The sequence below is a fragment of the Agrobacterium sp. CG160-95 genome (genome assembly GCF_053521725.1).
On the sequence record NZ_JBNWDU010000008.1, the window covers coordinates 193,013 to 213,198 of the forward strand.

Below are 20,186 nucleotides of genomic sequence, written 5' to 3' on the forward strand. Positions count from 1 at the left end.
TTCCGGCGGGTTTTTTGTTGGCTACAGTGTTCGTGGCACAGGCCAATGGGCGGCGCGGAATTCAGTGCATGCCACTCATCTTGAGGTAATAATTTTCCGCACTGTCGTCGAAAGCCGCTGTCCGCGGATTTTCCCCATCCCCAATCTCGTCATTGGCGGCCACCCGCTCTTCCATCTCGTCTTGACCGTCGGGATTTTCGCCCTCCGCCTCGCCATTCGCTTCATCCTCGGAAAATGGACCACGCCCGCGATGCGGCGTTTCCGATTCGTGGTCCTCTTCCGCCGGTGGGTATGCGACGAGCGGTAACGGCGTGCCGTCTTTTGCCAGAGCTGCAGCGATCAGCGATTGCGAGGCCGTTTGTTCCAGCATCGCCATTCTTGCTTCCGGGTCGAGAGCGGCGCGGGGCATGGGCTGGGCTTCTGGCCGGTTGGTAATCGTCTCCGTTTCCTCCCCGGTCGGGTGGATGGGCGCTGCGAGGGCAGTTTTTTCGGCAGGCTGCTCTTCGAGTGGTTGCGGTACGGCGCCCGGTGGCGTGGCGGAAAGCTGGGCAGCGGTGGTGGCCTTGGCGGGAAGTTTGCCGGCCACTGCAGCAAGGAGCAGGTTTTCCATATCCTTGGCGCCAGCCGTGGACTGGCCGGATGGCGGGTTCAAGGTAGTGCGGATTTCCCTCGGCTCCAGCTTCATCGTGTCCCGATGCTGAAGTGCAGGGCGCATCTCGGCGTTCTCAGCCCGTGGCGGATTTGCCGGGCGGGCATCTGTCGAAGCTTCTTTTGTTGTGCTGCCCGTTTGCGGCTGAGGCGAGCGTACGGTGCTTTCGGCGGCTTTCCCTTCCGGTTTTGCCGAATCGTGCGGAGAGTCGGACATGTCGGCAGGTGGGGCGGGAAGATTGGCCTGCGGGCCTTGCGGCGCTGCCTGCGCCGCAACCATGGCTTTTATTGCGGCGGCGCTTTGGGCAAGCGGGCCGATGAGCATAGGCAACAGCCGGCCGGGCGCGGCGGCGGTTGCCGGTTGTGCTGTTGTTGTGGTGGTCGTTGCCGGGTTTGGGCGGCCGTCAGCACTCTGGCTCGGGCCGTTCTGCTGTCTCGCTTGCACTGGCTGCGCGGTCACCGGATTGGCCGAATTGTTCTGCTGATAAGAGGACACCACCGCCTTCGCCGCAAGATCCGTTCCCTTGTAGCGGGAAAGTTCGATCAGCAGCGCAAGCCTTGCGGCATCCGGCCCGGTTGGCTGTTTCAGGATTTCTGCGAGCATCGAAAGGCTCAACCCCTGCAGGACTTTGCTGACCTGTTGTTCCAGCGCCAGGCGCTGCGGTGCGGGCAGGGCGCGCAGCGCATCCGTCAGACGCATCACATAGGTTTGAATGGCTTCGCCGTCGCGCCTTGGGAGGTTCATCAGCTTGCCAAGCGCCTCCGCCAGAACGGCGGTGCTGCGGGAAAGCTGATATTCGCTGGCGAGAGAGGTGACTGCGGCTTTGGCGAAAAGACTGCTGCCATTGTCGGGAGCAAGATTGCTTGCCTGCGGCTGCACGGCCTCCTTCGGCTCCCCGCGCTGCGTCTGCGAGGCTGCGGCTCCATAGGCGGCATCGGCTGCCGGAATTTTCGGTACAGGCGGTAACATGCTGCGCTCCGTTCCTATCGATTACCGCCGCTGGCTGCGAAAGGGCCAGTCCCTGGCTCTCTGATCCGCATTTGGCCTATGTTGAAAGATTGCCGCGCCGGTGATGTACAGGTGTCATCTCGCCCGCTCATGCGGGAGCGCCGTGTGCGTCGCTGGCAGGAATGCCAGCTCTTCGCGATGCACACAGAATCATCAACCCTGAGTCTGGGCCGTAGATATTAAGAATTCGCTAACCATAAAAATCGTGTCGATATGGCAATCAGGGAGAGACGCTGATGAACATGCGGTAAAGCCCGTTATCGTCGGAATTGACCGATGAAATATGGTCCGGTTCGCTATCCGCTGCCTCAAAGGCTTCCGGTGGCATCGCGTCGAGCCAGCTTGCCTTGGGAAAACCTCTCTCGGGGCGATTTTCCACGGGGGCGATGAGGTTGTCTTCCTCGCTTGCGGCAACGAAATTGTCGTCATTCGGCGCCAGCGGCGGAGCGGCGATGGAGAGCAGCGCTTGCGCCGCATTTGGTTCGGCATCGAGGCCGGCGCTGCCGGATATGCCGGAAATTTGAGACATGTTTGAACTCACATCATGTTTCGCTCAAGTGACTATCGGTAGCGGCGAGATCATGCCGCCTTCTTCTTCAGCAGTGCATAAATTCCATTGTCGTCTATCGAGATCGGCAAAATGGCGCTGCGGGCGTTATCGACGACTGCCTGAACATCAAGCAGTTTTTCGGCGTCGTCTTTCTGATCGGCTTCCGTCTTGGTTGCGGCGTCTGTCTCTGCGGGTTCGTTGTCATTTTCAGCCTGGGCCGTTTCGCTTGATGGCGTTGCCGCGAGCACGGAGATAAGGGCGATTTCCGATGAAATATCGACCGGGCCTTGCCCGTCAGTGCCTTGCGCTTTTTCTTCGGCGGCAGCGTCTATGTGTTCCTTCACGACGTCCTGAAGTTTTTGCACATCCTCCAGCTTGCCCTGTGCGTCTCGGGTCTGGATATCCTCTTCCCGCTCCGCCGCAACTTCGGCATCGTTGATTTCGCCCATGCGGTTTTTGCCGCGTTCGGCCTGCAATTCTTCCTTGGTTTTCGGATCGGCAACGTCTTCCAGGCGCTGGATGACCTTCATGGTTTCCCGTGTCATGAATTGGGTGCCCTGCGCCTGATCGTTCAGCGCATTCTTCACGGCGCGTGCCGCATCGCCAAATGGGTTTGCGATTGCGGCGATCATCTGCTGCGCGGAAATACCAAGTTCCTTGAGGCCAGTCGATTCTTCGAGATCATTGACATTTTTGGGTGCGGTGGCGCGCACTGCCATGATTGCTTTCGACATCTGCACGCCGAAATCTTCTTCCTTGCCGCTCAGGCCGGCATTTTGGGCAATGCGTGCGGCAAGTGCTGCCATGGGCGCGGTCTTGGCAGTTACGCCGTTATTCAGGACTTCCACGACCTGCGCTTCCGAAACGCCGAAGGATTTCAGCGAAATCGTCGTGGCTTTTCCTGCCGCATCGGTTTTTTCAAAGCCGTCGGTCAGGGTCAGCGCGTCCTGAAGCCTTTGTGCGAAAGCGGCGTTCGATTCATTGTTTTCCTGGGTGATGCCAAGCGCAGACGAGAAACGGGAGACAAGCGAGGCGAAGGCATCGCCATCAGGCTTCATGGCGCCGAACAGATAGGCGCTTATCTTTTCATTGGCAACGCGATGGCTTTGGTCCGGCTGCGGCTGGGTCTTTATCGTCTCGTCTTTTTTGGTACCGTTCGCTTTTTCCTGCTCTTCGCGATGGCGTTCCTCAATGGTTTCCACCATCGACCGCATGAGGTCGCTGACTGCAATGCTTGCCGTCTGCTGCAACGGTGTAATCATCTGGAAGTCCCCGGCCACCCAAAGTTGCGGCCGAGAATAGGCAGTTTCGGTAAATCAGTCCTTAAACGAAGCGTGAAACCGCTCAGCTATGGGCGAAGATATCCGTTTCGTCCCAGCCCAGAAGATCGAGCTTGGCACGGGTCGGCAGAAACGCGAAACAGGCATCGGCATGATCGAGGCGACCATCACGCACGAGGCGGTGTGTCAGCTTGTCGCGCAGCGCATGCAAATGCAGCACATCGGATGCAGCATATTCGAGCTGTGCGGGTGACAGTTTTTCTGCTGCCCAGTCGGACGATTGCTGCGCCTTGGAGATGTCGACCTCAAGCATTTCCTTCAGATTGTCCTTCAGCCCGTGCCGGTCGGTATAGGTGCGGGTCAGGCGGGAGGCGATCTTGGTGCAGAAAACCGGCGTCGTCGTCACACCGAACGTGTGGAACAGAACGGCGATATCGAAACGGCCATAGTGAAAAATCTTCTGCCGGGCAGGGTCTGCAAGCATATGGGTGAGGTTTGGAGCCTCCTTCTGGCCGGCGGCGATGCGGATGACATCCGCCGTACCGTCTCCAGGAGAAAGCTGAACGACACAGAGACGGTCGCGGCGTGGCACCAGCCCCAGTGTTTCCGTATCGATTGCGATGGCGCCAAGGTAGCGTGCGGCATCTGCGGCGGAAATATCGCCTTCGTGATAACGGATGGTTGCTGCCATTGTCTTGCTCCGGGAATGTCCAGTTCGTTGCTCCGGCTATAACGGAAAGACAGGTTTGACGATACCGTTTTGTAGGTCGCTCCGACGCGCCTTGGCGCATGTCCCCTTGGTACTTGCGTTTGCGAAAGTCTCCGGGTTAGGTTTGCGGAAATCCTGTTTCTCCAAATTGTATGAAATTTCCTATGACAAAGAAAATCTATCTCGCCGGGCCGGAGGTCTTCCTCCCGAATGCCCGTGAAATGCTCGACCTCAAGGCCTCGCTTGCACGCGAGGCCGGGTTTACGCCGCTTTCGCCGGGCGATTTGGAAATTCCGCCCGCGGACACGAAAATCGGCCACGGCTGCAACATCAATGCCATAGACGAGCGGATGATGCTGGAAGCGGATGCGGTCATCGCCAATCTCACGCCGTTTCGCGGCATCGCCGCCGATACGGGAACGAGCTACGAACTGGGGTTCATGTGCGCGCTGGGCAAGCCGGTTTTCGCCTACACCAATGTCGCGGCCAATCACTTCACCCGCATCAAGGCGCAATATAACGGTGTTGCCGCAATCGATGAAACAGGGCGCTATCGCGGCCCGGACGGTTTGTCGATCGAGAATTTCGACATGGTCGACAATCTCATGCTGCACGGCGGAATTTTGCGGCGTGGCGGCGTCGTCATCGTTGGCAACGCGACGGCAGAGGCCCTTTATACGGATCTCGAGGCGTATAAGCGCTGTCTGGCGGCCGCCGCTGAAAAATTACTGACACAGACTGATCCCGACAGAACGAATTTACTGGAGACATCATCATGAGCGGTACCATCCTCATCACCGGCGCCACGTCCGGCTTCGGACAGGCCACGGCGCGGCGCTTCGTCAAGGAAGGCTGGAAGGTCATTGGCACAGGTCGGCGGGCGGAACGGCTGGAGGCCCTGGCGCAAGAACTCGGCTCCGCCTTTCACGGCGCTGCCTTCGATGTTACCGACGAAGATGCCACTAAAAAGGCACTTGCGGCTTTGCCGGAAGGTTTCCGGGACATCGATATTCTCGTCAACAATGCGGGGCTTGCGCTCGGCACCGCACCTGCACCGCAGGTGCCGCTGAAAGACTGGCAGACCATGGTGAACACCAACATCACCGGTCTTTTGAACATCACCCACCATCTTTTGCCCACGTTGATCGACCGCAAGGGCATTGTCATCAACCTTTCCTCGGTAGCTGCGCACTGGCCCTATGCGGGCGGCAATGTCTATGCCGGAACGAAAGCCTTCCTGCGGCAATTCTCGCTAGGTCTGCGCTCCGACCTGCATGGCAAGGGCGTGCGCGTCACCTCGATCGAACCGGGCATGTGCGAAACGGAATTCACGCTTGTTCGCACCGGCGGCAATCAGGATGCCTCGGACAATCTTTACAAGGGCGTCAATCCGATCACGGCCGAGGATATCGCCAATACGATCCATTGGGTCGCCTCGCAGCCCAAACATATCAACATCAACAGCCTCGAACTCATGCCGGTCAACCAGTCCTTTGCCGGTTTTCAAGTGCATCGGGAAAGTTGATTTCCAACGTCTTCTGCGGGAGTGCTAAAAAACAAAGCAGGAATTTTCGAGCTATGCAAAAATGCAATGCTGCATTGCGAGACTTGCTCTGTTAAAAATCGCGGATACCGCTATATTCAAAACATCGAAGCGACGCACTCCTCCTCCCAGTGTCGCTCGATGCGGATCGGTGGTACTCCTCCTCCCAATCACCGATCAAGTTTGAAGCCTGCCGCACCTCCTCCCGCGGCAGGCTTTTTCCTTTTCTGGGCTTCTTTTTCCAATGCATCTTGCGGTGAGGTTTCTGCGCGCCGTCTGCGCCCGGATGACCGATACCCCGCTTTTCCCCTTAAGTTTTCGGGGGATTTCTGATTTTCCCGTCAAGGCGATGATTGTCGAAATCGGGCGCGTGTCGATCACGATTTCGTTATGTCTAGATGAATATGCACAGTTTTGTGGCGGTGCATCGTCCTGGCCCATTGCTTAGGCCCCGGCCTGTGTTTAAGCATTGGCAAAAGAACGCTTGGGAGTTGCCGACACGCTTGTGTCTGTGCGCCTGAAAGCGGCGGGGAGAGAATGGCAGACTTTCAAGAGGCGCTGAAGCGGTTTCAGCCGATCGCGGTTTCATCGATCGCTGAAGACGAGCTCGGGTTGCGGTTGCGCGGCCTGCAAGCGCAGCTAATCCAGCAAAATATCAAGGCGGTCTGGCTCGATGCATCATCGTCGCTGACCTATTATACTGGCCTGTCGCTTGGTCTTTCGGAGCGCATTCACGGCGCCCTGGTGCCGGCAGAAGGCAAGCCGGTCTATGTCAGTCCGGCATTTGAGGAGCCGAAACTACGGACGATGATCCGTATCGAGGGCGAAGTTGCCGTCTGGGAAGAGGATGAAAGTCCTTTTGACCTGATGGCAAAGCGCATCGAAGCGCTCGGCTGTCCCGGCCACCTTGTCGCGATCGATCCTGCCACTCCTTTCGTTTTCGCATCGGCCCTGATGCAGCGTCTGGAAGGCCGCATCATTTCCGCCCAGCCGATGATTGTCGCACAGCGGCAGGTCAAATCCGCAGCCGAGATTGCCATCATCCAGGCGGCGATGGATGCGAGCTACGGCGTGCAGAAGGCCGTGTTCGAGGGGCTGCGTCCCGGCATATCCACCACGGAAGTGGCTGACTTCGTTAACGCCGCACATGTTGCGCTTGGCATGAAGCCGCTTTTCGTGGCGGTTCAGTTCGGCGAGGCGACGGCTTATCCGCATGGCGTGCCCTATGCGCAGACGCTTGTTGACGGCGACATGGTGCTGGTCGATCTCGGCGGCATCCTTCATGGCTATCGTTCGGATATCACCCGCACCTATGTGTTCGGCCAGCCGACGGAACGGCAGCGTTTTCTCTGGAACGCCGAGCGGGACGCGCAGGCTGCTGCCTTTGACGCGGCCCGGGTCGGTGCTGCCTGCTCGGACGTGGACAAGGCCGCGCGCGACAGCCTGAAGGCGGCCGGTTTTGGGCCGGATTATCAGGTTCCGGGTCTACCGCATCGCACCGGCCATGGGCTTGGGCTGGATATTCACGAAGAACCCTATATCGTTGCAGGAAATGCCACGGCACTTCAGCCGGGAATGTGCTTTTCCATCGAGCCGATGCTGTGCGTTTATGGGGAATGCGGCGTCCGTCTCGAGGATATAGCTTATATGACGGAGGCGGGACCACGCTGGTTCTGCCCGCCGGAAAAGAACCTCGACCGGCTGTTCCAGCCGGTCGCCGGGTAATTGGTCGGGAGGCACAGGACCGAACGGCGACACGGGGCTCCGCGTCGTCGCTGACCAGGACAGGTAGGCCCCTTAAAACGGGGTCGCATAAACTCAGAAAAAGAGGGAAAGGACCACCAGATGAAAACGCTGACCCGCAGTTTGCTTATAGCCTCTGCGCTTGCGATGGCTTCCGCCGTGCCCGCCATGGCGAAGACCTTCGTTTATTGCTCCGAGGCATCTCCGGAAGGCTTCGATCCTTCGCCTTACACCGCCGGCGGCACCTTCGATGCCTCCGCGCATCCGGTCTACAACCGTCTGACCGAGTTCAAGAAGGGCACGACCGAAGTTGAGCCAGGCCTTGCCGAAAAGTGGGAAGTTTCGAGCGATGGCCTCGAATACACGTTCCACCTGCGCAAGGGCGTAAAGTGGCACTCCAACGAGAAGTTCACGCCAAGCCGCGATTTCAACGCCGATGATGTGATCTTCAGCTACAACCGCCAGGGTGACACAAAGAACCCGTGGAACCAGTATATCGCAGGCATCACCTACGAATATTACAACTCCATGGAAATGCCGTCGCTGATCAAGGAAATCGTCAAGGTTGACGATTACACCGTGAAGTTCGTGCTGACCCGTCCTGAAGCTCCGTTCCTTGCCAATATCGCGATGCCTTTCGCTTCGATCGTTTCGAAGGAATATGCTGATACGCTTGATAAGGCCGGCACCAAGGAAGACTTCAACAACCTGCCGATCGGCACCGGCCCGTTCAAGTTCGTCGCCTATCAGAAGGACGCGGTCATCCGCTACCAGAAGAACGCCGACTACTGGGGCGAAGCTCCGAAGATCGACGATCTGATCTTCGCGATCACGCCGGACGCTGCCGTTCGTCTGCAGAAGCTGAAGGCTGGCGAATGCCACCTTATGCCTTATCCGGCCCCGGCCGACCTCGCCACCATTCGTGCCGATTCCAACCTCAAGCTCGATGAACAGCCGGGCCTGAACGTTGCCTACTTCGCCTACAACACCACTGTTGCACCTTTCGACAAGCCGGAAGTCCGCAAGGCGCTGAACATGGCGATGAACAAGCAGGCCATCATCGACGCCGTATTCCAGGGTGCCGGCACGGTTGCCAAGAACCCGATCCCGCCGACGATGTGGTCCTACAACGACAGCATCAAGGACGATCCTTACGATCCGGAAGCTGCCAAGAAGGCTCTCGAAGCCGCTGGCGTCAAGGATCTGACGATGAAGATCTGGGCGATGCCGGTTCAGCGTCCATACATGCCGAATGCCCGCCGCACCGCCGAGCTGATCCAGTCGGATTTCGCGAAGGTTGGCGTCAAGGCCGAGATCGTCTCCTTCGAATGGGGTGAATACCTCAAGAAGTCGACTGAAGTGAACCGCGACGGTGCCGTCATCCTCGGCTGGACCGGCGACAACGGTGACCCTGATAACTTCATGGGCGTTCTGCTTTCCTGCGCTGCAACCGGCGAAGGCGGTGCAAACCGTGCTCAGTGGTGCAATAAGGAGTTCTCCGAACTGCTTTCCAAGGCAAAGCAGACCACTGACGTTGCCGAGCGCACAAAGCTTTATGAGCAGGCGCAGGTGATCTTCAAGGAACAGGCTCCGTGGGCGACGCTTGCGCACTCCACGCAGTTCGTTCCGATGTCCGCCAAGGTTTCCGGCTTCACCATGAGCCCGCTTGGCGACTTCACCTTCGAATCCGTCGATATCGCTGAGTAATCCCAAACAACAGGACGCGCGGAAGAACTCAGGTTCTTTCGCGCGTCTTTTCAGGAAAAAACCATGATCCGGTTCATTTTCGGCAAACTTCTCTATCTCGTTCCGACATTTCTCGGGATTACCATCGTTGCCTTTGCCTTCGTTCGCGTCCTGCCGGGCGATCCCGTGCTGTTGATGGCGGGTGAGCGCGGCATTTCGCCCGAGCGGCATGCACAACTTGCCGAACAGCTCGGCTTCAGCCAGCCTATCTGGCAGCAATATCTCCATTTTCTGGGGCGGCTGCTTCAGGGTGATCTCGGCAATTCGCTGGTCACCAAGAAACCCGTTCTGACCGAGTTCCTGGCGCTCTTTCCCGCGACAGTCGAGCTTGGCCTCGTCGCCATCATCCTCGCCACACTGATCGGTGTGCCGGTCGGCGTCATCGCCGCCATCCGCCGTGGCTCGTGGTTCGACCAGATCTCCATGACGACGGCGCTGGTTGGCTTCTCCATGCCTATCTTCTGGTGGGGCCTGCTGCTCATCATCATGTTCTCCGGCATCCTGCAATGGACACCGGTGTCGGGCCGTATCTCGTTGATGTATTTCTTCCCTTCCGTCACCGGTTTCATGCTGATCGACAGCCTGATTTCAGGGCAGAAGGGTGCTTTCGCTTCGGCTCTGTCACATCTCATCCTGCCTTCGGTGGTGCTTGCCACCATCCCGCTTGCAGTTATTGCCCGCCAGACACGGTCGGCAATGCTCGAAGTCCTCGGTGAGGATTATGTGCGGACAGCGCGTGCAAAGGGCATGTCGCCGTCCCGTGTCGTCGGCGTTCACGCATTGCGCAACGCCATGATCCCGGTCATCACCACCATCGGCCTGCAGATCGGTGTGCTGATGGCGGGTGCAATCCTGACCGAAACCATCTTCTCCTGGCCGGGCATCGGCAAGTGGATGATCGATTCCATCTCGCGCCGCGACTATCCGGTCGTGCAGAGCGGCCTGCTTCTGATCGCGGGTCTGGTGATGATCGTCAACCTGCTTGTCGATCTCACCTATGGCCTCATCAATCCAAGGATCCGTCACAAATGAGCGATGTGACCACAGCTCCCGGCGTCAGGCTTTCCGACGCCGCCATCCGCCGCCGGATGATCGCCGATTTCTGGTTCTACTTCCGCCAGAACCGTGGCGCCGTCGTCGGCCTTGCCGTCTTCCTTCTTCTGGTTCTGATCGCGGTTTTCGCAGCCGTGATTGCCCCGCATGACCCGACCCAGCAATATAGAGACGCGTTGCTCGTCCCGCCGGTCTGGCAGGATGGAGGCCGTACCGCATTCCTGCTCGGCACCGACGCTGTCGGCCGCGACATGCTGTCCCGACTGATCTATGGCGCGCAATATTCGCTGTTCATCGGCGTCGTCGTTGTTTCCATCGCCCTTGTCGGCGGCATTGTCATCGGTCTCGTCGCCGGCTTCTTCGGCGGCTGGGTGGACACTGTCATCATGCGCGTGATGGACGTCATCCTGGCGTTTCCATCGCTGCTTCTGGCACTGGTGCTGGTTGCGATCCTGGGTCCGGGGTTGACCAACGCCATGATCGCGATTGCCATCGTCTATCAGCCGCATTTCGCGCGTCTGACGCGTGCAGCTGTCATGAGCGAGCTTCGGCGTGAATATGTCACCGCCGCCCGTGTGGCGGGTGCCGGCAATTTCCGGCTGATGTTCAAGACGATTTTGCCGAACTGCCTTGCACCTTTGATCGTGCAGGCGACGCTCTCCTTCTCATCTGCCGTTCTCGATGCGGCGGCTCTCGGCTTCCTCGGCATGGGCGCGCAGCCGCCCGCATCCGAATGGGGCACGATGCTGGCCGAAGCCCGCGAGTTCATCCTGCGCGCCTGGTGGGTCGTTACCCTTCCCGGCCTGACGATTCTCGTATCGGTGCTCGCCATCAACCTGATGGGTGACGGGCTGCGCGATGCGCTCGATCCCAAACTGAAGCGGAGCTAAGCGATGAGCCTGCTGAAAATCAAGAACCTCACCGTCAAGTTCGCCACCGCCACCGGCGCGTTCACGGCCGTCAACGGCATCGACGTCTCCGTGGACAAGCATGAGGTGCTGGCCATCGTCGGCGAGTCCGGTTCCGGCAAGTCGGTATCCATGCTCGCCGTCATGGGGCTTTTGCCCGATACGGCGACGATCACCGCCGACGAGATGATCTTCGATGGTATAAACCTGCTGGCCATGTCGCCGCAGGAGCGCCGCAAGCTGATCGGCCGTGAGATCACCATGATCTTCCAGGAGCCAGTTGCGTCGCTCAACCCGTCCTTTACGGTCGGTTTCCAGATCGAGGAGGTGCTGCGCCTCAATCTCGGCATGGGCCGGTCTGCGGCGCGTGCACGCGCACTGGAGCTGTTCCGGTCCGTCGGTATTCCCGATCCGGAAACCAAGCTCAATGCCTATCCGCACCAGATGTCCGGCGGTCAATGCCAGCGTGTGATGATCGCCATCGCCATCGCTTCCAAACCGCGTCTCTTGATCGCCGACGAGCCGACCACCGCGCTCGACGTGACGATCCAGAAACAGATCCTCGATCTGTTGATGGATCTGCAGGAAGAATACGGCATGGCGCTGATCCTCATCACCCATGACATGGGTGTCGTGGCCGAAACAGCAGACCGCGTGGTCGTGCAATATAAGGGCCGCAAGATGGAGGAAGCGGATGTGCTGAGCCTGTTTGAGGCCCCGCAACATCCCTATACCAAGGCATTGCTTTCCGCGCTGCCGGAACATGCGACCGGCGACCGCCTGCCCACGGTTTCCGACTTCTTCGGCAAGGAGGGCGTTCAATGAGCATCGTTGTCGAAGGCAAGGGCATTACCCGCCATTATCACGTTCCGGGCGGCCTGTTCGGCGGAGCAAAGACCGTGCAGGCGCTGAAAGGCATCGATTTTGCCGTCGAGCGCGGCAAGACGCTCGCCATCGTCGGCGAGTCCGGTTCCGGCAAATCGACGCTTGCGCGCATCATCGCGCTGATCGACCCGGCATCCGGTGGCGAGCTGAAGATCGACGGCCAGCCGGTCGATATCGCAAAGCGCCGTCCCGGCACGGACATGCGCTCCAAGGTGCAGATGGTGTTCCAGAACCCCTATGGTAGCCTCAATCCGCGCCAGAAGGTTGGCGACGTGTTGATGGAGCCGCTTGTCATCAACACCAAAATGCCGGCGTCCGAGCGTCGTGAGCGGGCTGAAGCCATGCTCGTGAAGGTTGGACTGGGTCCCGAACACTTCAACCGATATCCGCACATGTTTTCTGGCGGCCAACGGCAGCGCATCGCGATTGCGCGGGCGCTGATGCTCAACCCCGCACTTCTGGTGCTGGACGAGCCTGTCTCGGCACTCGATCTTTCAGTGCAGGCGCAGGTGCTAAACCTGCTGAGAGATCTCCAGGAAGAGTTCGAGCTGACCTACGTCTTCGTCAGCCACGACCTTTCCGTCGTTCGCTATATCGCCGATGACGTCATGGTTATCTCGAAGGGTGTAGCCGTGGAGCAGGGCACGCGCGAGGAACTATTTGCCGATCCGAAGCACGCCTATACACGCCAGCTTTTTGCCGCCACTCCGGTAACGGATGTAGACGCCATCCGCGCCCGCGTGGAGCGCCGCAAGGCGGCACGGCAGGCTGCGACTGCTTGAGATCGACGATTGACCGATGAATAAGTGGAACAGGCCGGATTTCCGGCCTGTTGTTTTTTCAGGACTTCAAAAGATTGCGGGGGTACGCTCAGGCGCCGGCCTCTCTCAGCAGACGCACCTGCCGCAGCGTATTCTGCCGGCTACGCTCCAGATGGCGCCATAGGGCGTCGATAATCTGGGCCTTGCTGCGGGCGGCTATGGCGTCGGCAATGTTCTGGTGTTCCTCGACAGAGCGGGCGTAGTCGCCAAGGATCGATACGAAAACCGTGTGGGTCTGGTCGAGAATGCGCCCATGCGTGCCGGAAATGACCGGAATGCGCGCGGCCGAAACAAGGGCCGTGTGGAAGCTGCGATCGTGAAACAGCGCTTTGGAGAGATCGTCCAGCGTCGCGCTCGTGGCAAATTCACGGTGTTTCGCAAGGCTTTCCAGAAGCTGCGCATGCAAGGCTTCGTCCAGCTGCCCGGCATCGAAGGCCACTTCCACAGCGCCTTTTTCCAGCAGCATTCTGGCGGCGTAGAGTTCTTCCACATCCTCCACGGTAAAATCGCGCACCACCATGCCGCGCCTTGAGGAATTGACCACCAGCCCGTCTGCCTCGAGTTTCAGGCATGCTTCCTTGACCGGCGTGGGGCTGATGCCGAGATCGGCGGCAAGTTCGTTGGGCAACAGCCGTTCGCCGCCGCGCAATCTGCCGCTGACGATGCGCGCCCGCAGTTCCTGATGCGCTTGGTCGGCGAGCGTGACTTTGATCAGTGTGTTCATGGCAACACCATCACCTAACCGCGAGTGACAGGCAATGACAGAATATAAAAAATAAAAAATTTTTTATTTTACAATGGTCGATTTTGCTTTAGCTGTATCCGTCATCGGAAGCTGGCTGCTGGAGGAGGGTGGCCGGGCAATCCCCTGAGGCTTCATCTCCTGCGGTCATTGATCGCGGGGCCGTGGCGACATTCCACTGGTTGATCGGTAGAGCTTCGATCAGAACGGAACTTCCGTTTATTCCTCCCCAAAGGCTGCTCAAGCGTCGAGGAATTGACCGATCATGAAAATAACCGCTGTCGAACCTTTCATCCTGCATCTGCCGCTGACATCGGAATCCATTTCCGATTCCACCCACAGCATCACCCATTGGGGCGTCGTCGGCGCAAAAATTACGACGAGTGACGGCCTTGAGGGATACGGCTTCACCGGCACCCATGCGCATCTGCCGTCCGACCGGTTGATCACATCCTGCATCAGCGATTGCTATGCGCCTCTGCTGATCGGCGAGGATGCATCCGAACATTCGCGGCTGTGGACAAAACTTGCCCGTTATCCGTCCCTGCAATGGGTCGGCCGCGCGGGCATCACCCATCTGGCGCTGGCTGCGGTCGATGTGGCGCTCTGGGATCTGAAGGCGAAGAAGGCGGGCGTTCCACTCTGGCAATACCTCGGCGGCGCGCACACCACAGGGGTCGAAGCTTACAATACCGATATAGGCTGGCTTTCCTTCAATCTCGAAAATCTGCTGGCGGGCAGCGCCAGGGCAGTTGAAGAGGAAGGTTTTACCCGCCTGAAAATCAAGGTCGGGCACGATGATCCGAATATTGATATCGGACGCCTCGCGGCGGTGCGCAAGCGTCTCGGCTCCGCGATACGCATCGCTATCGATGGCAACGGCAAGTGGGATCTGCCGACATGCCAGCGCTTCTGCGCGGCGGCAAAGGATCTGGATATCTATTGGTTCGAAGAACCGCTCTGGTACGACGATGTGACCAGCCACGCGCGGCTGGCACGCAACACATCCATTCCCATCGCTCTCGGAGAGCAGCTTTATACGGTGGATGCGTTCCGGTCATTCATCGACGCGGGCGCTGTTGCCTATGTCCAGCCGGATGTAACCCGGCTTGGCGGCATCACCGAATATATCCAGGTCGCTGACCTCGCGCTCGCCAATCGCCTGCCTGTCGTTCCGCATGCCGGTGAGATGAGTCAGGTGCATGTGCATCTGAGTTACTGGCATCCGGCATCGACCATCCTCGAATATATTCCGTGGATCAAGGACCATTTCGAAGAGCCGATCCATGTTCGCGATGGTGTTTACAAGCGCCCGGAGCATCCCGGCGCCAGCACCACGCCTTTGGCCGAAAGCATCGCCCGCTATGGCAAAGCGGTGAAATGAAACAGAGGCGTTCAGCCCGGATTGCATCCGGCCACGGGGCTTCGGCGTCGTCAAAGGAATCGTGCGCTATCGAAGACTTGATCGCACCGTCACCCAGAATCTAATCCGGGGTGACGGTGTGGGCTTGATGCAGGTTTTGCCAGACTTAGCGCCAGCCGAGTGCAGGAGCCACCTGTTTGAGGATCGTCTCGATAACATGGGCGTTGTAGTCGACGCCCAGCTGGTTCGGCACGGTCAGCAACAGTGTGTCGGCCTCGGCGATAGCTTCGTCGGCTTTTAGCTGCTCGATCAATGCTTCCGGTTCGGCGGCGTAGCTGCGCCCGAAGATCGCGCGCGTCTTGTCGTCGATGTAACCGATCTTGTCGTCACCCTCGCTGCCGTAACCGAAATAGGATCGGTCGCGATCGCTGACGAGAGCGAAGATGCTGCGGCTGACAGACACGCGAGGCTCGCGGGCGTGTCCAGCCTCTTTCCATGCGGCGCGGTAAGCACGGATCTGTTCGGCCTGCTGCACATGGAAGGGTTCGCCGGTCTCATCCGTTTTCAGGGTGGAGCTTTGAAGGTTCATGCCAAGCTTTGCCGCCCAAACCGCCGTCGCATTGGAGCTGGAACCCCACCAGATGCGCTCGCGCAACCCTTCGGAGTGCGGCTCCAGCCGCAGCAGGCCGGGCGGGTTGGGAAACATCGGCCGAGGGTTCGGCTCGGCGAAACCTTCGCCCTTCAGAAGCTCGAGGAAGACTTCGGTGTGCTGGCGCGCCATGTCCTCCTCGGTCTGGCCCTCGGCAGGGCGGTAGCCGAAATAGCGCCAGCCGTCGATCACCTGTTCGGGAGAACCGCGACTGATGCCGAGTTGCAGGCGTCCGCCGGCGATGAGATCGGCTGAACTCGCATCCTCCACCATGTAAAAGGGGTTCTCATAACGCATGTCGATGACGCCGGTGCCGATCTCGATACTTTTCGTTCTTGCGCCAACGGCGGCAAGCAGCGGAAAAGGTGATCCCAACTGGCGGGCGAAGTGGTGGACACGGAAATAAGCGCCGTCGGCGCCGAGTTCTTCCGCAGCAACGGCCAGGTCTATCGATTGCAGCAGGGTGTCTGCAGCAGAGCGGGTCTGCGACTGGGGCGAGGGCGTCCAGTGTCCGAAGGATAGAAATCCGATCTTTTTCATGATGACCTTCCAAATGTTTAGGATGCAGCTGACTTGAGCCGGCATCGTTGTTGTCAGTCATATAGGCTGCAGTGCGGATTCTCCAATCCGCCACGCGTAGACACGGTGTCGCCGAAATGTGAACGACGGTTGTTTCAGGCGATCGTCTTGCGGTCGAGGATGAAGAGATTTTGGTGGGCGCGCGCCGTCGTGAGAATGAAATCCATCAGCGAGCGCACGCGCGGCACATTGGCAAGGTCCTGATGGCTTGTCAGCCAGTAACCCCGCCGCAGTTCCACTTCACCTGCCAGCACCATCTGCAGGTCCGGAAAGCGTGCGGCGATGAAGTTGGGCAATATGCAAAGGCCACGTCCGCTCAGCGTTGCAGTCAACTGCGCAAAAATGCTTGATGACTGGAAGTTGGGTCGGAGGCCGGGCATCACGTCGCGCATGTAATCGAGGCCCGGCGAGAAGATCAGATCCTGCACGTAACCGATAAAGAAATGATCGGGCAAATCTTCGCGCCGGGTGATTTTCGGGTGGCTGGCAAGATAGGAACGCGATGCGTAGATATGCAGCGTGTAATCGACGATCTGTTCGTTGATGTAGGGGCCTGCTTTCGGCGGATCGAGTGTGACCGCCACATCCGCTTCTTTCTTCGACAATGCCATGATCTGCTGGATCGTAACCATCTCCACCATGATGTGCGGATGGGTGACGGCGAAGTCTTTCAGCCTTTCCACGAAGAAAAAGTTGGAAAAACCTTCAGGCGCACTGAGCCTGACCACGCCGCGCAGCAGGCTGCCGCTTTCGGAAATATCCGATTGCAATCTTTCCGCTTCCGCCTCGATGCGCTCGACGGTATCGACCAGGCGCCGCCCGACCGTTGTCAGTTCGTAACCACGTGGATTTCGCTCGAACAGCTTGGTTTTAAGCGAGAATTCCAGCCGGTCGATGTGGCGGGAGACGGTGGCGTGGCTGGTGCGCAGGCTACGCGCTGCCGATGAAAGTTGTCCGGTGCGGGCCACCGCCAGAAAATATTGCAGGTCGTCCCAGGTAAAAGGCGTGGCCAATTCGGTCTCCATTGCCAGGTCTGTTCAAAAATGAACAGTTCCTGTTCGCAATTTGATGATGCCCCGCTCTTGTGTCAACGGCCGAATTCGAGAAGTCTACATAGGGAGGCGCTGCTTTGAGGAGGGTGGCGCGACCGTTCTGATGCAACACCGTGGGACGATCGCAATGCGCCTTCGTTCACCGTTGCACAGACCTATCTGAGGCTCGCAATCATCTCTGGGAGGAGAAGTCATGCGCAAGAGTATCGTTTTATCCACGGCCATGGCACTGGCGGCAGGCACCGCCGCTTACGCTGCCGAGATTTCGGACGGCAAGGTCAAGATCGGCATCTTGAACGACCAGTCGGGCGTCTACGCCAATTTCGGCGGTAAATACTCTTATGAGGCCGCGAAGATGGCGGTCGAGGATTTTGGCGGCAAGGTGCTGGGCGCGCCGGTGGAAGTGGTAACGGCTGACCACCAGAACAAGGCGGATGTCGCCTCCAACATCGCCCGGCAGTGGTACGACACCGAACAGGTCGATTCGATCATGGAACTGACCTCTTCCTCGGTCGGCCTTGCCGTGCAGGCTCTCTCGAAGGACAAAAAGAAGATCACCATCAACACGGGCGCTGCGACCACGGAACTGACGGGCAAGCAGTGCAGCCCCTATGGTTTCCACTGGGCCTACGACACCTATTCGCTGGCAGTCGGCACCGGCGGTGCGCTGGTGAAACAGGGCGGCGACAGCTGGTTCTTTCTGACTGCGGATTACGCCTTCGGTTATTCGCTGGAAGAAAACACGTCCAACTTCGTCAAGGCCAATGGCGGCAAGGTGCTGGGTTCCGTGCGCCATCCGCTGGCCTCTACGGATTATTCCTCCTTCCTGTTGCAGGCGCAGTCATCAGGCGCGAAGGTCATCGGCCTTGCCAATGCCGGTCTCGACACCTCCAACGCAATCAAGCAGGCCGCTGAATTCGGTATCGTTGCGGGCGGGCAGCGGCTGGCGGCCCTTCTCTTTACGCTTGCCGAAGTGCACGGCCTCGGTCTCGAAGCGGCTCAGGGCCTGACGCTGACGGAAGGGTTCTATTGGGACCGCGACGATGAATCGCGCAAATTCGGCGAACGGTTCAAGGAACGTACCGGCGCCATGCCGAACATGGTCCACGCTGGCACCTATTCCGCCGTTCTGCATTACCTGAAGGCCATCGATAAGGCCGGCACCGACGATGCCGACGCCGTGGCAAAGGCCATGAAGGAAATGCCTGTCAACGACGTCTTCTCGAAGGATGGCCATGTGGCCGCCAATGGCCGCATGATCCACGACATGTATCTGATGGAAGTGAAGAAGCCGGATGAGAGCAAGCAGCCGTGGGACTACTACAAGGTGCTTGCCACGATCCCCGGCAAGGAAGCCTTCATGGACCCCGCAAAAAGCGGTTGCCCGCTGGTAACGCAGTAAAAAGGGGGAACTTCATGATGATCGCTCCCGCCCCTGCCGGTCAGGCGGAACCCCGCGTCGTGCTTTCGGCGCGCGGTCTCTCCAAGACCTTCGGCGCATTCGCGGCCGTGAAAAACGTCGATCTCGACGTCCATCATGCCCGCGTGCATGCACTTATTGGTCCGAACGGCGCCGGCAAAACCACGGTCTTCAACCTGTTGACCAAGTTTCTCCAGCCGACAGGCGGGGCGATCACCTTCATGGGAACGGATATAACAAAGACGCCGCCGGACAAGGTGGCGCGGCTCGGTCTCGTCAGGTCTTTCCAGATATCGGCGGTGTTTCCGCATCTGACGGTTCTTGAGAACGTGCGGGTGGCGTTGCAGCGGCCGAATAACCTTTCAACGCAATTCTGGCTGCCGCTCTCTTCACTCGACAGGCTCAATGCACGTGCCGAGGAGTTGATCGCAACGGTTGGCCTGACACGGGAAAAAAATGCACTTGCGGCCGATCTTTCCTACGGTCGCAAGCGCGTTCTTGAAATCGCCACCACGCTTGCGCTCGACCCGAAGGTATTGCTTCTCGATGAGCCGATGGCGGGCATGGGGGGCGAGGATGTCGCGCATGTCGCCGATCTCATCCGCGAAGTGGCCAAAACGCGCGCGGTGCTGATGGTCGAACACAATCTGAAGGTCGTGGCAGATATCTGCCATCAGGTCACGGTGCTGCAGCGGGGCGAAATTCTGGCGGAAGGCGATTATGCCACCGTCTCCGCCGATCCGCGCGTGCGTACGGCCTATATGGGCACGGAGGAGGCGTGATATGGCGGCAATGCTCGAAGTCTCCAACCTGAAATCCTGGTACGGCGAAAGCCAGGCGCTGCACGGCGTCGATCTAACCGTCGGCGAAGGCGAAACCATCACCATTCTCGGGCGCAATGGGGTTGGCAAGACCACGACGCTGCGCACCGTCATGGGCATCATCCGCAACCGAAAGGGCGTGATCAAGCTCGGCGGCAAGGATATGATGCCGGTGCCGTTGCATCGCACGGCGAAATACGGCCTCGGTTTCGTGCCGGAAGAGCGCGGCATCTTCGCGACACTGAGCGTCGAGGAAAATCTGAAACTGCCGCCCGTCGTCGCATCCGGCGGCATGACGCTCGATGAAATCTACGAGCTGTTTCCCAATCTTTACGAACGTCGGGCTAGCCCCGGCACCAAGCTTTCCGGCGGCGAACAGCAGATGCTGGCCATGGCGCGCATTCTGCGCACAGGGGTCAAGGTTCTCCTGCTCGATGAGCCGACCGAAGGGCTTGCGCCTGTAATCGTGCAGCGCATCGGCGAGGTGCTGAAGACCTTGAAAAGTCGTGGCATGACAGTGGTTCTGGTCGAGCAGAATTTCCGCTTCGCCAGCCGCATCGCGGATCGTTTCTACCTGATGGATCATGGCCAGATGGTCAGCAATTTTCCGGTGGGCGAGCTTTCCGGCCGCATGGGCGAACTCAATAAAGTGCTGGGGGTTTAAC

At 59.0% G+C, this 20,186-nt stretch carries 19 protein-coding genes; 12 read left to right on the forward strand and 7 right to left on the reverse strand.

Annotation, left to right across the window (positions count from 1 at the left end; genetic code table 11):
* Nucleotides 1-61: 61 nt before the first annotated feature.
* The 4 genes from ACQZ63_RS23750 to ACQZ63_RS23765 all read right to left on the reverse strand — a co-directional run bounded on the left by ACQZ63_RS23750 (nucleotide 62) and on the right by ACQZ63_RS23765 (nucleotide 4,178).
* Nucleotides 62-1,618: a hypothetical protein gene (locus tag ACQZ63_RS23750; protein WP_035199937.1), complete on the reverse strand. Its 1,557-nt coding sequence runs from the start codon at nucleotides 1,616-1,618 to the stop codon at nucleotides 62-64.
* 259 nt (nucleotides 1,619-1,877) lie between these two features.
* Entirely contained in the window at nucleotides 1,878-2,186 is a 309-nt protein-coding gene (locus ACQZ63_RS23755; RefSeq protein WP_004431913.1) for a hypothetical protein, read from the reverse strand.
* A 50-nt stretch (nucleotides 2,187-2,236) separates the two neighbouring features.
* Nucleotides 2,237-3,469 carry a hypothetical protein gene (locus ACQZ63_RS23760; RefSeq protein WP_004431915.1) on the reverse strand — a complete coding sequence of 411 codons (1,233 nt, stop codon included), beginning with the start codon at nucleotides 3,467-3,469 and terminating at the stop codon, nucleotides 2,237-2,239.
* 82 nt (nucleotides 3,470-3,551) lie between these two features.
* On the reverse strand, nucleotides 3,552-4,178 hold the full coding sequence (locus ACQZ63_RS23765) for a ribonuclease D (protein ID WP_004431923.1): 627 nt from the start codon (nucleotides 4,176-4,178) through the stop codon (nucleotides 3,552-3,554).
* A 182-nt stretch (nucleotides 4,179-4,360) separates the two neighbouring features.
* On the opposite strand from ACQZ63_RS23765, the gene ACQZ63_RS23770 reads away from it, so the two are divergent.
* The 8 genes from ACQZ63_RS23770 (at nucleotide 4,361) to ACQZ63_RS23805 (ending at nucleotide 12,856) form a co-directional block, all read left to right on the forward strand.
* Nucleotides 4,361-4,975 carry a nucleoside 2-deoxyribosyltransferase gene (locus tag ACQZ63_RS23770; RefSeq protein ID WP_025595211.1) on the forward strand — a complete coding sequence of 205 codons (615 nt, stop codon included), beginning with the start codon at nucleotides 4,361-4,363 and terminating at the stop codon, nucleotides 4,973-4,975.
* On the forward strand, nucleotides 4,972-5,721 hold the full coding sequence (locus ACQZ63_RS23775; RefSeq protein ID WP_004431929.1) for an SDR family oxidoreductase: 750 nt from the start codon (nucleotides 4,972-4,974) through the stop codon (nucleotides 5,719-5,721). Before ACQZ63_RS23770 ends, ACQZ63_RS23775 begins: the two co-directional genes overlap by 4 nt.
* A gap of 555 nt (nucleotides 5,722-6,276) precedes the next feature.
* Nucleotides 6,277-7,464: a M24 family metallopeptidase gene (locus ACQZ63_RS23780; RefSeq protein WP_038494675.1), complete on the forward strand. Its 1,188-nt coding sequence runs from the start codon at nucleotides 6,277-6,279 to the stop codon at nucleotides 7,462-7,464.
* A gap of 120 nt (nucleotides 7,465-7,584) precedes the next feature.
* Entirely contained in the window at nucleotides 7,585-9,189 is a 1,605-nt protein-coding gene (locus tag ACQZ63_RS23785; RefSeq protein WP_004431933.1) for an ABC transporter substrate-binding protein, read from the forward strand.
* Between the two features lie 63 nt (nucleotides 9,190-9,252).
* Nucleotides 9,253-10,260 carry an ABC transporter permease subunit gene (locus ACQZ63_RS23790; RefSeq protein WP_004431937.1) on the forward strand — a complete coding sequence of 336 codons (1,008 nt, stop codon included), beginning with the start codon at nucleotides 9,253-9,255 and terminating at the stop codon, nucleotides 10,258-10,260.
* On the forward strand, nucleotides 10,257-11,171 hold the full coding sequence (locus tag ACQZ63_RS23795; RefSeq protein WP_004431940.1) for an ABC transporter permease subunit: 915 nt from the start codon (nucleotides 10,257-10,259) through the stop codon (nucleotides 11,169-11,171). Before ACQZ63_RS23790 ends, ACQZ63_RS23795 begins: the two co-directional genes overlap by 4 nt.
* A 3-nt stretch (nucleotides 11,172-11,174) precedes the next feature.
* A complete protein-coding gene (locus ACQZ63_RS23800; RefSeq protein ID WP_004431942.1) occupies nucleotides 11,175-12,014 on the forward strand; it encodes an ABC transporter ATP-binding protein in 840 nt (279 codons plus the stop codon).
* Nucleotides 12,011-12,856, forward strand: a complete 846-nt coding sequence (locus ACQZ63_RS23805; RefSeq protein ID WP_004431943.1) for an ATP-binding cassette domain-containing protein — start codon at nucleotides 12,011-12,013, stop codon at nucleotides 12,854-12,856. The genes ACQZ63_RS23800 and ACQZ63_RS23805 overlap by 4 nt, the downstream gene beginning before the upstream one ends.
* 88 nt (nucleotides 12,857-12,944) lie before the next feature.
* Here the strand turns inward: ACQZ63_RS23805 and ACQZ63_RS23810 are convergent, their stop codons facing one another.
* The gene (locus ACQZ63_RS23810; RefSeq protein WP_004431944.1) at nucleotides 12,945-13,619 is read right to left on the reverse strand and encodes a GntR family transcriptional regulator; all 675 of its coding nucleotides are present in this window, start codon (nucleotides 13,617-13,619) and stop codon (nucleotides 12,945-12,947) included.
* Between the two features lie 283 nt (nucleotides 13,620-13,902).
* Here ACQZ63_RS23810 and ACQZ63_RS23815 point away from each other — a divergent pair, with 283 nt between their 5' ends.
* Nucleotides 13,903-15,021 (forward strand): mandelate racemase/muconate lactonizing enzyme family protein, encoded by a 1,119-nt coding sequence (locus tag ACQZ63_RS23815; RefSeq protein WP_004431946.1) that lies wholly within the window; start codon nucleotides 13,903-13,905, stop codon nucleotides 15,019-15,021.
* A gap of 145 nt (nucleotides 15,022-15,166) precedes the next feature.
* Here ACQZ63_RS23815 and ACQZ63_RS23820 read toward each other — a convergent pair whose 3' ends face one another.
* Together ACQZ63_RS23820 and ACQZ63_RS23825 are read right to left on the reverse strand one after the other, a co-directional pair.
* The gene (locus ACQZ63_RS23820) at nucleotides 15,167-16,189 is read right to left on the reverse strand and encodes an LLM class flavin-dependent oxidoreductase (protein ID WP_004431948.1); all 1,023 of its coding nucleotides are present in this window, start codon (nucleotides 16,187-16,189) and stop codon (nucleotides 15,167-15,169) included.
* A gap of 134 nt (nucleotides 16,190-16,323) precedes the next feature.
* Nucleotides 16,324-17,253 (reverse strand): LysR family transcriptional regulator, encoded by a 930-nt coding sequence (locus ACQZ63_RS23825; protein WP_004431950.1) that lies wholly within the window; start codon nucleotides 17,251-17,253, stop codon nucleotides 16,324-16,326.
* 220 nt (nucleotides 17,254-17,473) lie between these two features.
* Between ACQZ63_RS23825 and ACQZ63_RS23830 the strand changes: the two genes are divergently transcribed.
* The 3 genes from ACQZ63_RS23830 to ACQZ63_RS23840 are packed head-to-tail and all read left to right on the forward strand — an operon-like array spanning nucleotide 17,474 to nucleotide 20,185.
* On the forward strand, nucleotides 17,474-18,682 hold the full coding sequence (locus ACQZ63_RS23830) for an ABC transporter substrate-binding protein (RefSeq protein ID WP_013762102.1): 1,209 nt from the start codon (nucleotides 17,474-17,476) through the stop codon (nucleotides 18,680-18,682).
* 14 nt (nucleotides 18,683-18,696) lie between these two features.
* Nucleotides 18,697-19,482 carry an ABC transporter ATP-binding protein gene (locus tag ACQZ63_RS23835; protein WP_025595206.1) on the forward strand — a complete coding sequence of 262 codons (786 nt, stop codon included), beginning with the start codon at nucleotides 18,697-18,699 and terminating at the stop codon, nucleotides 19,480-19,482.
* Between the two features lies 1 nt (nucleotide 19,483).
* Nucleotides 19,484-20,185: an ABC transporter ATP-binding protein gene (locus tag ACQZ63_RS23840; protein WP_448799429.1), complete on the forward strand. Its 702-nt coding sequence runs from the start codon at nucleotides 19,484-19,486 to the stop codon at nucleotides 20,183-20,185.
* Nucleotide 20,186 lies beyond the last annotated feature (1 nt).

What these genes read in the sequence shown, in the direction of transcription:
- ACQZ63_RS23750 (WP_035199937.1), bottom strand. Translation starts at nt 1,618, where the DNA reads ATGTTACCGCCTGTACCGAAAATTCCGGCAGCCGATGCCGCCTATGGA.
- ACQZ63_RS23755 (WP_004431913.1), bottom strand. Translation starts at nt 2,186, where the DNA reads ATGTCTCAAATTTCCGGCATATCCGGCAGCGCCGGCCTCGATGCCGAA.
- ACQZ63_RS23760 (WP_004431915.1), bottom strand. Translation starts at nt 3,469, where the DNA reads ATGATTACACCGTTGCAGCAGACGGCAAGCATTGCAGTCAGCGACCTC.
- ACQZ63_RS23765 (WP_004431923.1), bottom strand. Translation starts at nt 4,178, where the DNA reads ATGGCAGCAACCATCCGTTATCACGAAGGCGATATTTCCGCCGCAGAT.
- ACQZ63_RS23770 (WP_025595211.1), top strand. Translation starts at nt 4,361, where the DNA reads ATGACAAAGAAAATCTATCTCGCCGGGCCGGAGGTCTTCCTCCCGAAT.
- ACQZ63_RS23775 (WP_004431929.1), top strand. Translation starts at nt 4,972, where the DNA reads ATGAGCGGTACCATCCTCATCACCGGCGCCACGTCCGGCTTCGGACAG.
- ACQZ63_RS23780 (WP_038494675.1), top strand. Translation starts at nt 6,277, where the DNA reads ATGGCAGACTTTCAAGAGGCGCTGAAGCGGTTTCAGCCGATCGCGGTT.
- ACQZ63_RS23785 (WP_004431933.1), top strand. Translation starts at nt 7,585, where the DNA reads ATGAAAACGCTGACCCGCAGTTTGCTTATAGCCTCTGCGCTTGCGATG.
- ACQZ63_RS23790 (WP_004431937.1), top strand. Translation starts at nt 9,253, where the DNA reads ATGATCCGGTTCATTTTCGGCAAACTTCTCTATCTCGTTCCGACATTT.
- ACQZ63_RS23795 (WP_004431940.1), top strand. Translation starts at nt 10,257, where the DNA reads ATGAGCGATGTGACCACAGCTCCCGGCGTCAGGCTTTCCGACGCCGCC.
- ACQZ63_RS23800 (WP_004431942.1), top strand. Translation starts at nt 11,175, where the DNA reads ATGAGCCTGCTGAAAATCAAGAACCTCACCGTCAAGTTCGCCACCGCC.
- ACQZ63_RS23805 (WP_004431943.1), top strand. Translation starts at nt 12,011, where the DNA reads ATGAGCATCGTTGTCGAAGGCAAGGGCATTACCCGCCATTATCACGTT.
- ACQZ63_RS23810 (WP_004431944.1), bottom strand. Translation starts at nt 13,619, where the DNA reads ATGAACACACTGATCAAAGTCACGCTCGCCGACCAAGCGCATCAGGAA.
- ACQZ63_RS23815 (WP_004431946.1), top strand. Translation starts at nt 13,903, where the DNA reads ATGAAAATAACCGCTGTCGAACCTTTCATCCTGCATCTGCCGCTGACA.
- ACQZ63_RS23820 (WP_004431948.1), bottom strand. Translation starts at nt 16,189, where the DNA reads ATGAAAAAGATCGGATTTCTATCCTTCGGACACTGGACGCCCTCGCCC.
- ACQZ63_RS23825 (WP_004431950.1), bottom strand. Translation starts at nt 17,253, where the DNA reads ATGGAGACCGAATTGGCCACGCCTTTTACCTGGGACGACCTGCAATAT.
- ACQZ63_RS23830 (WP_013762102.1), top strand. Translation starts at nt 17,474, where the DNA reads ATGCGCAAGAGTATCGTTTTATCCACGGCCATGGCACTGGCGGCAGGC.
- ACQZ63_RS23835 (WP_025595206.1), top strand. Translation starts at nt 18,697, where the DNA reads ATGATGATCGCTCCCGCCCCTGCCGGTCAGGCGGAACCCCGCGTCGTG.
- ACQZ63_RS23840 (WP_448799429.1), top strand. Translation starts at nt 19,484, where the DNA reads ATGGCGGCAATGCTCGAAGTCTCCAACCTGAAATCCTGGTACGGCGAA.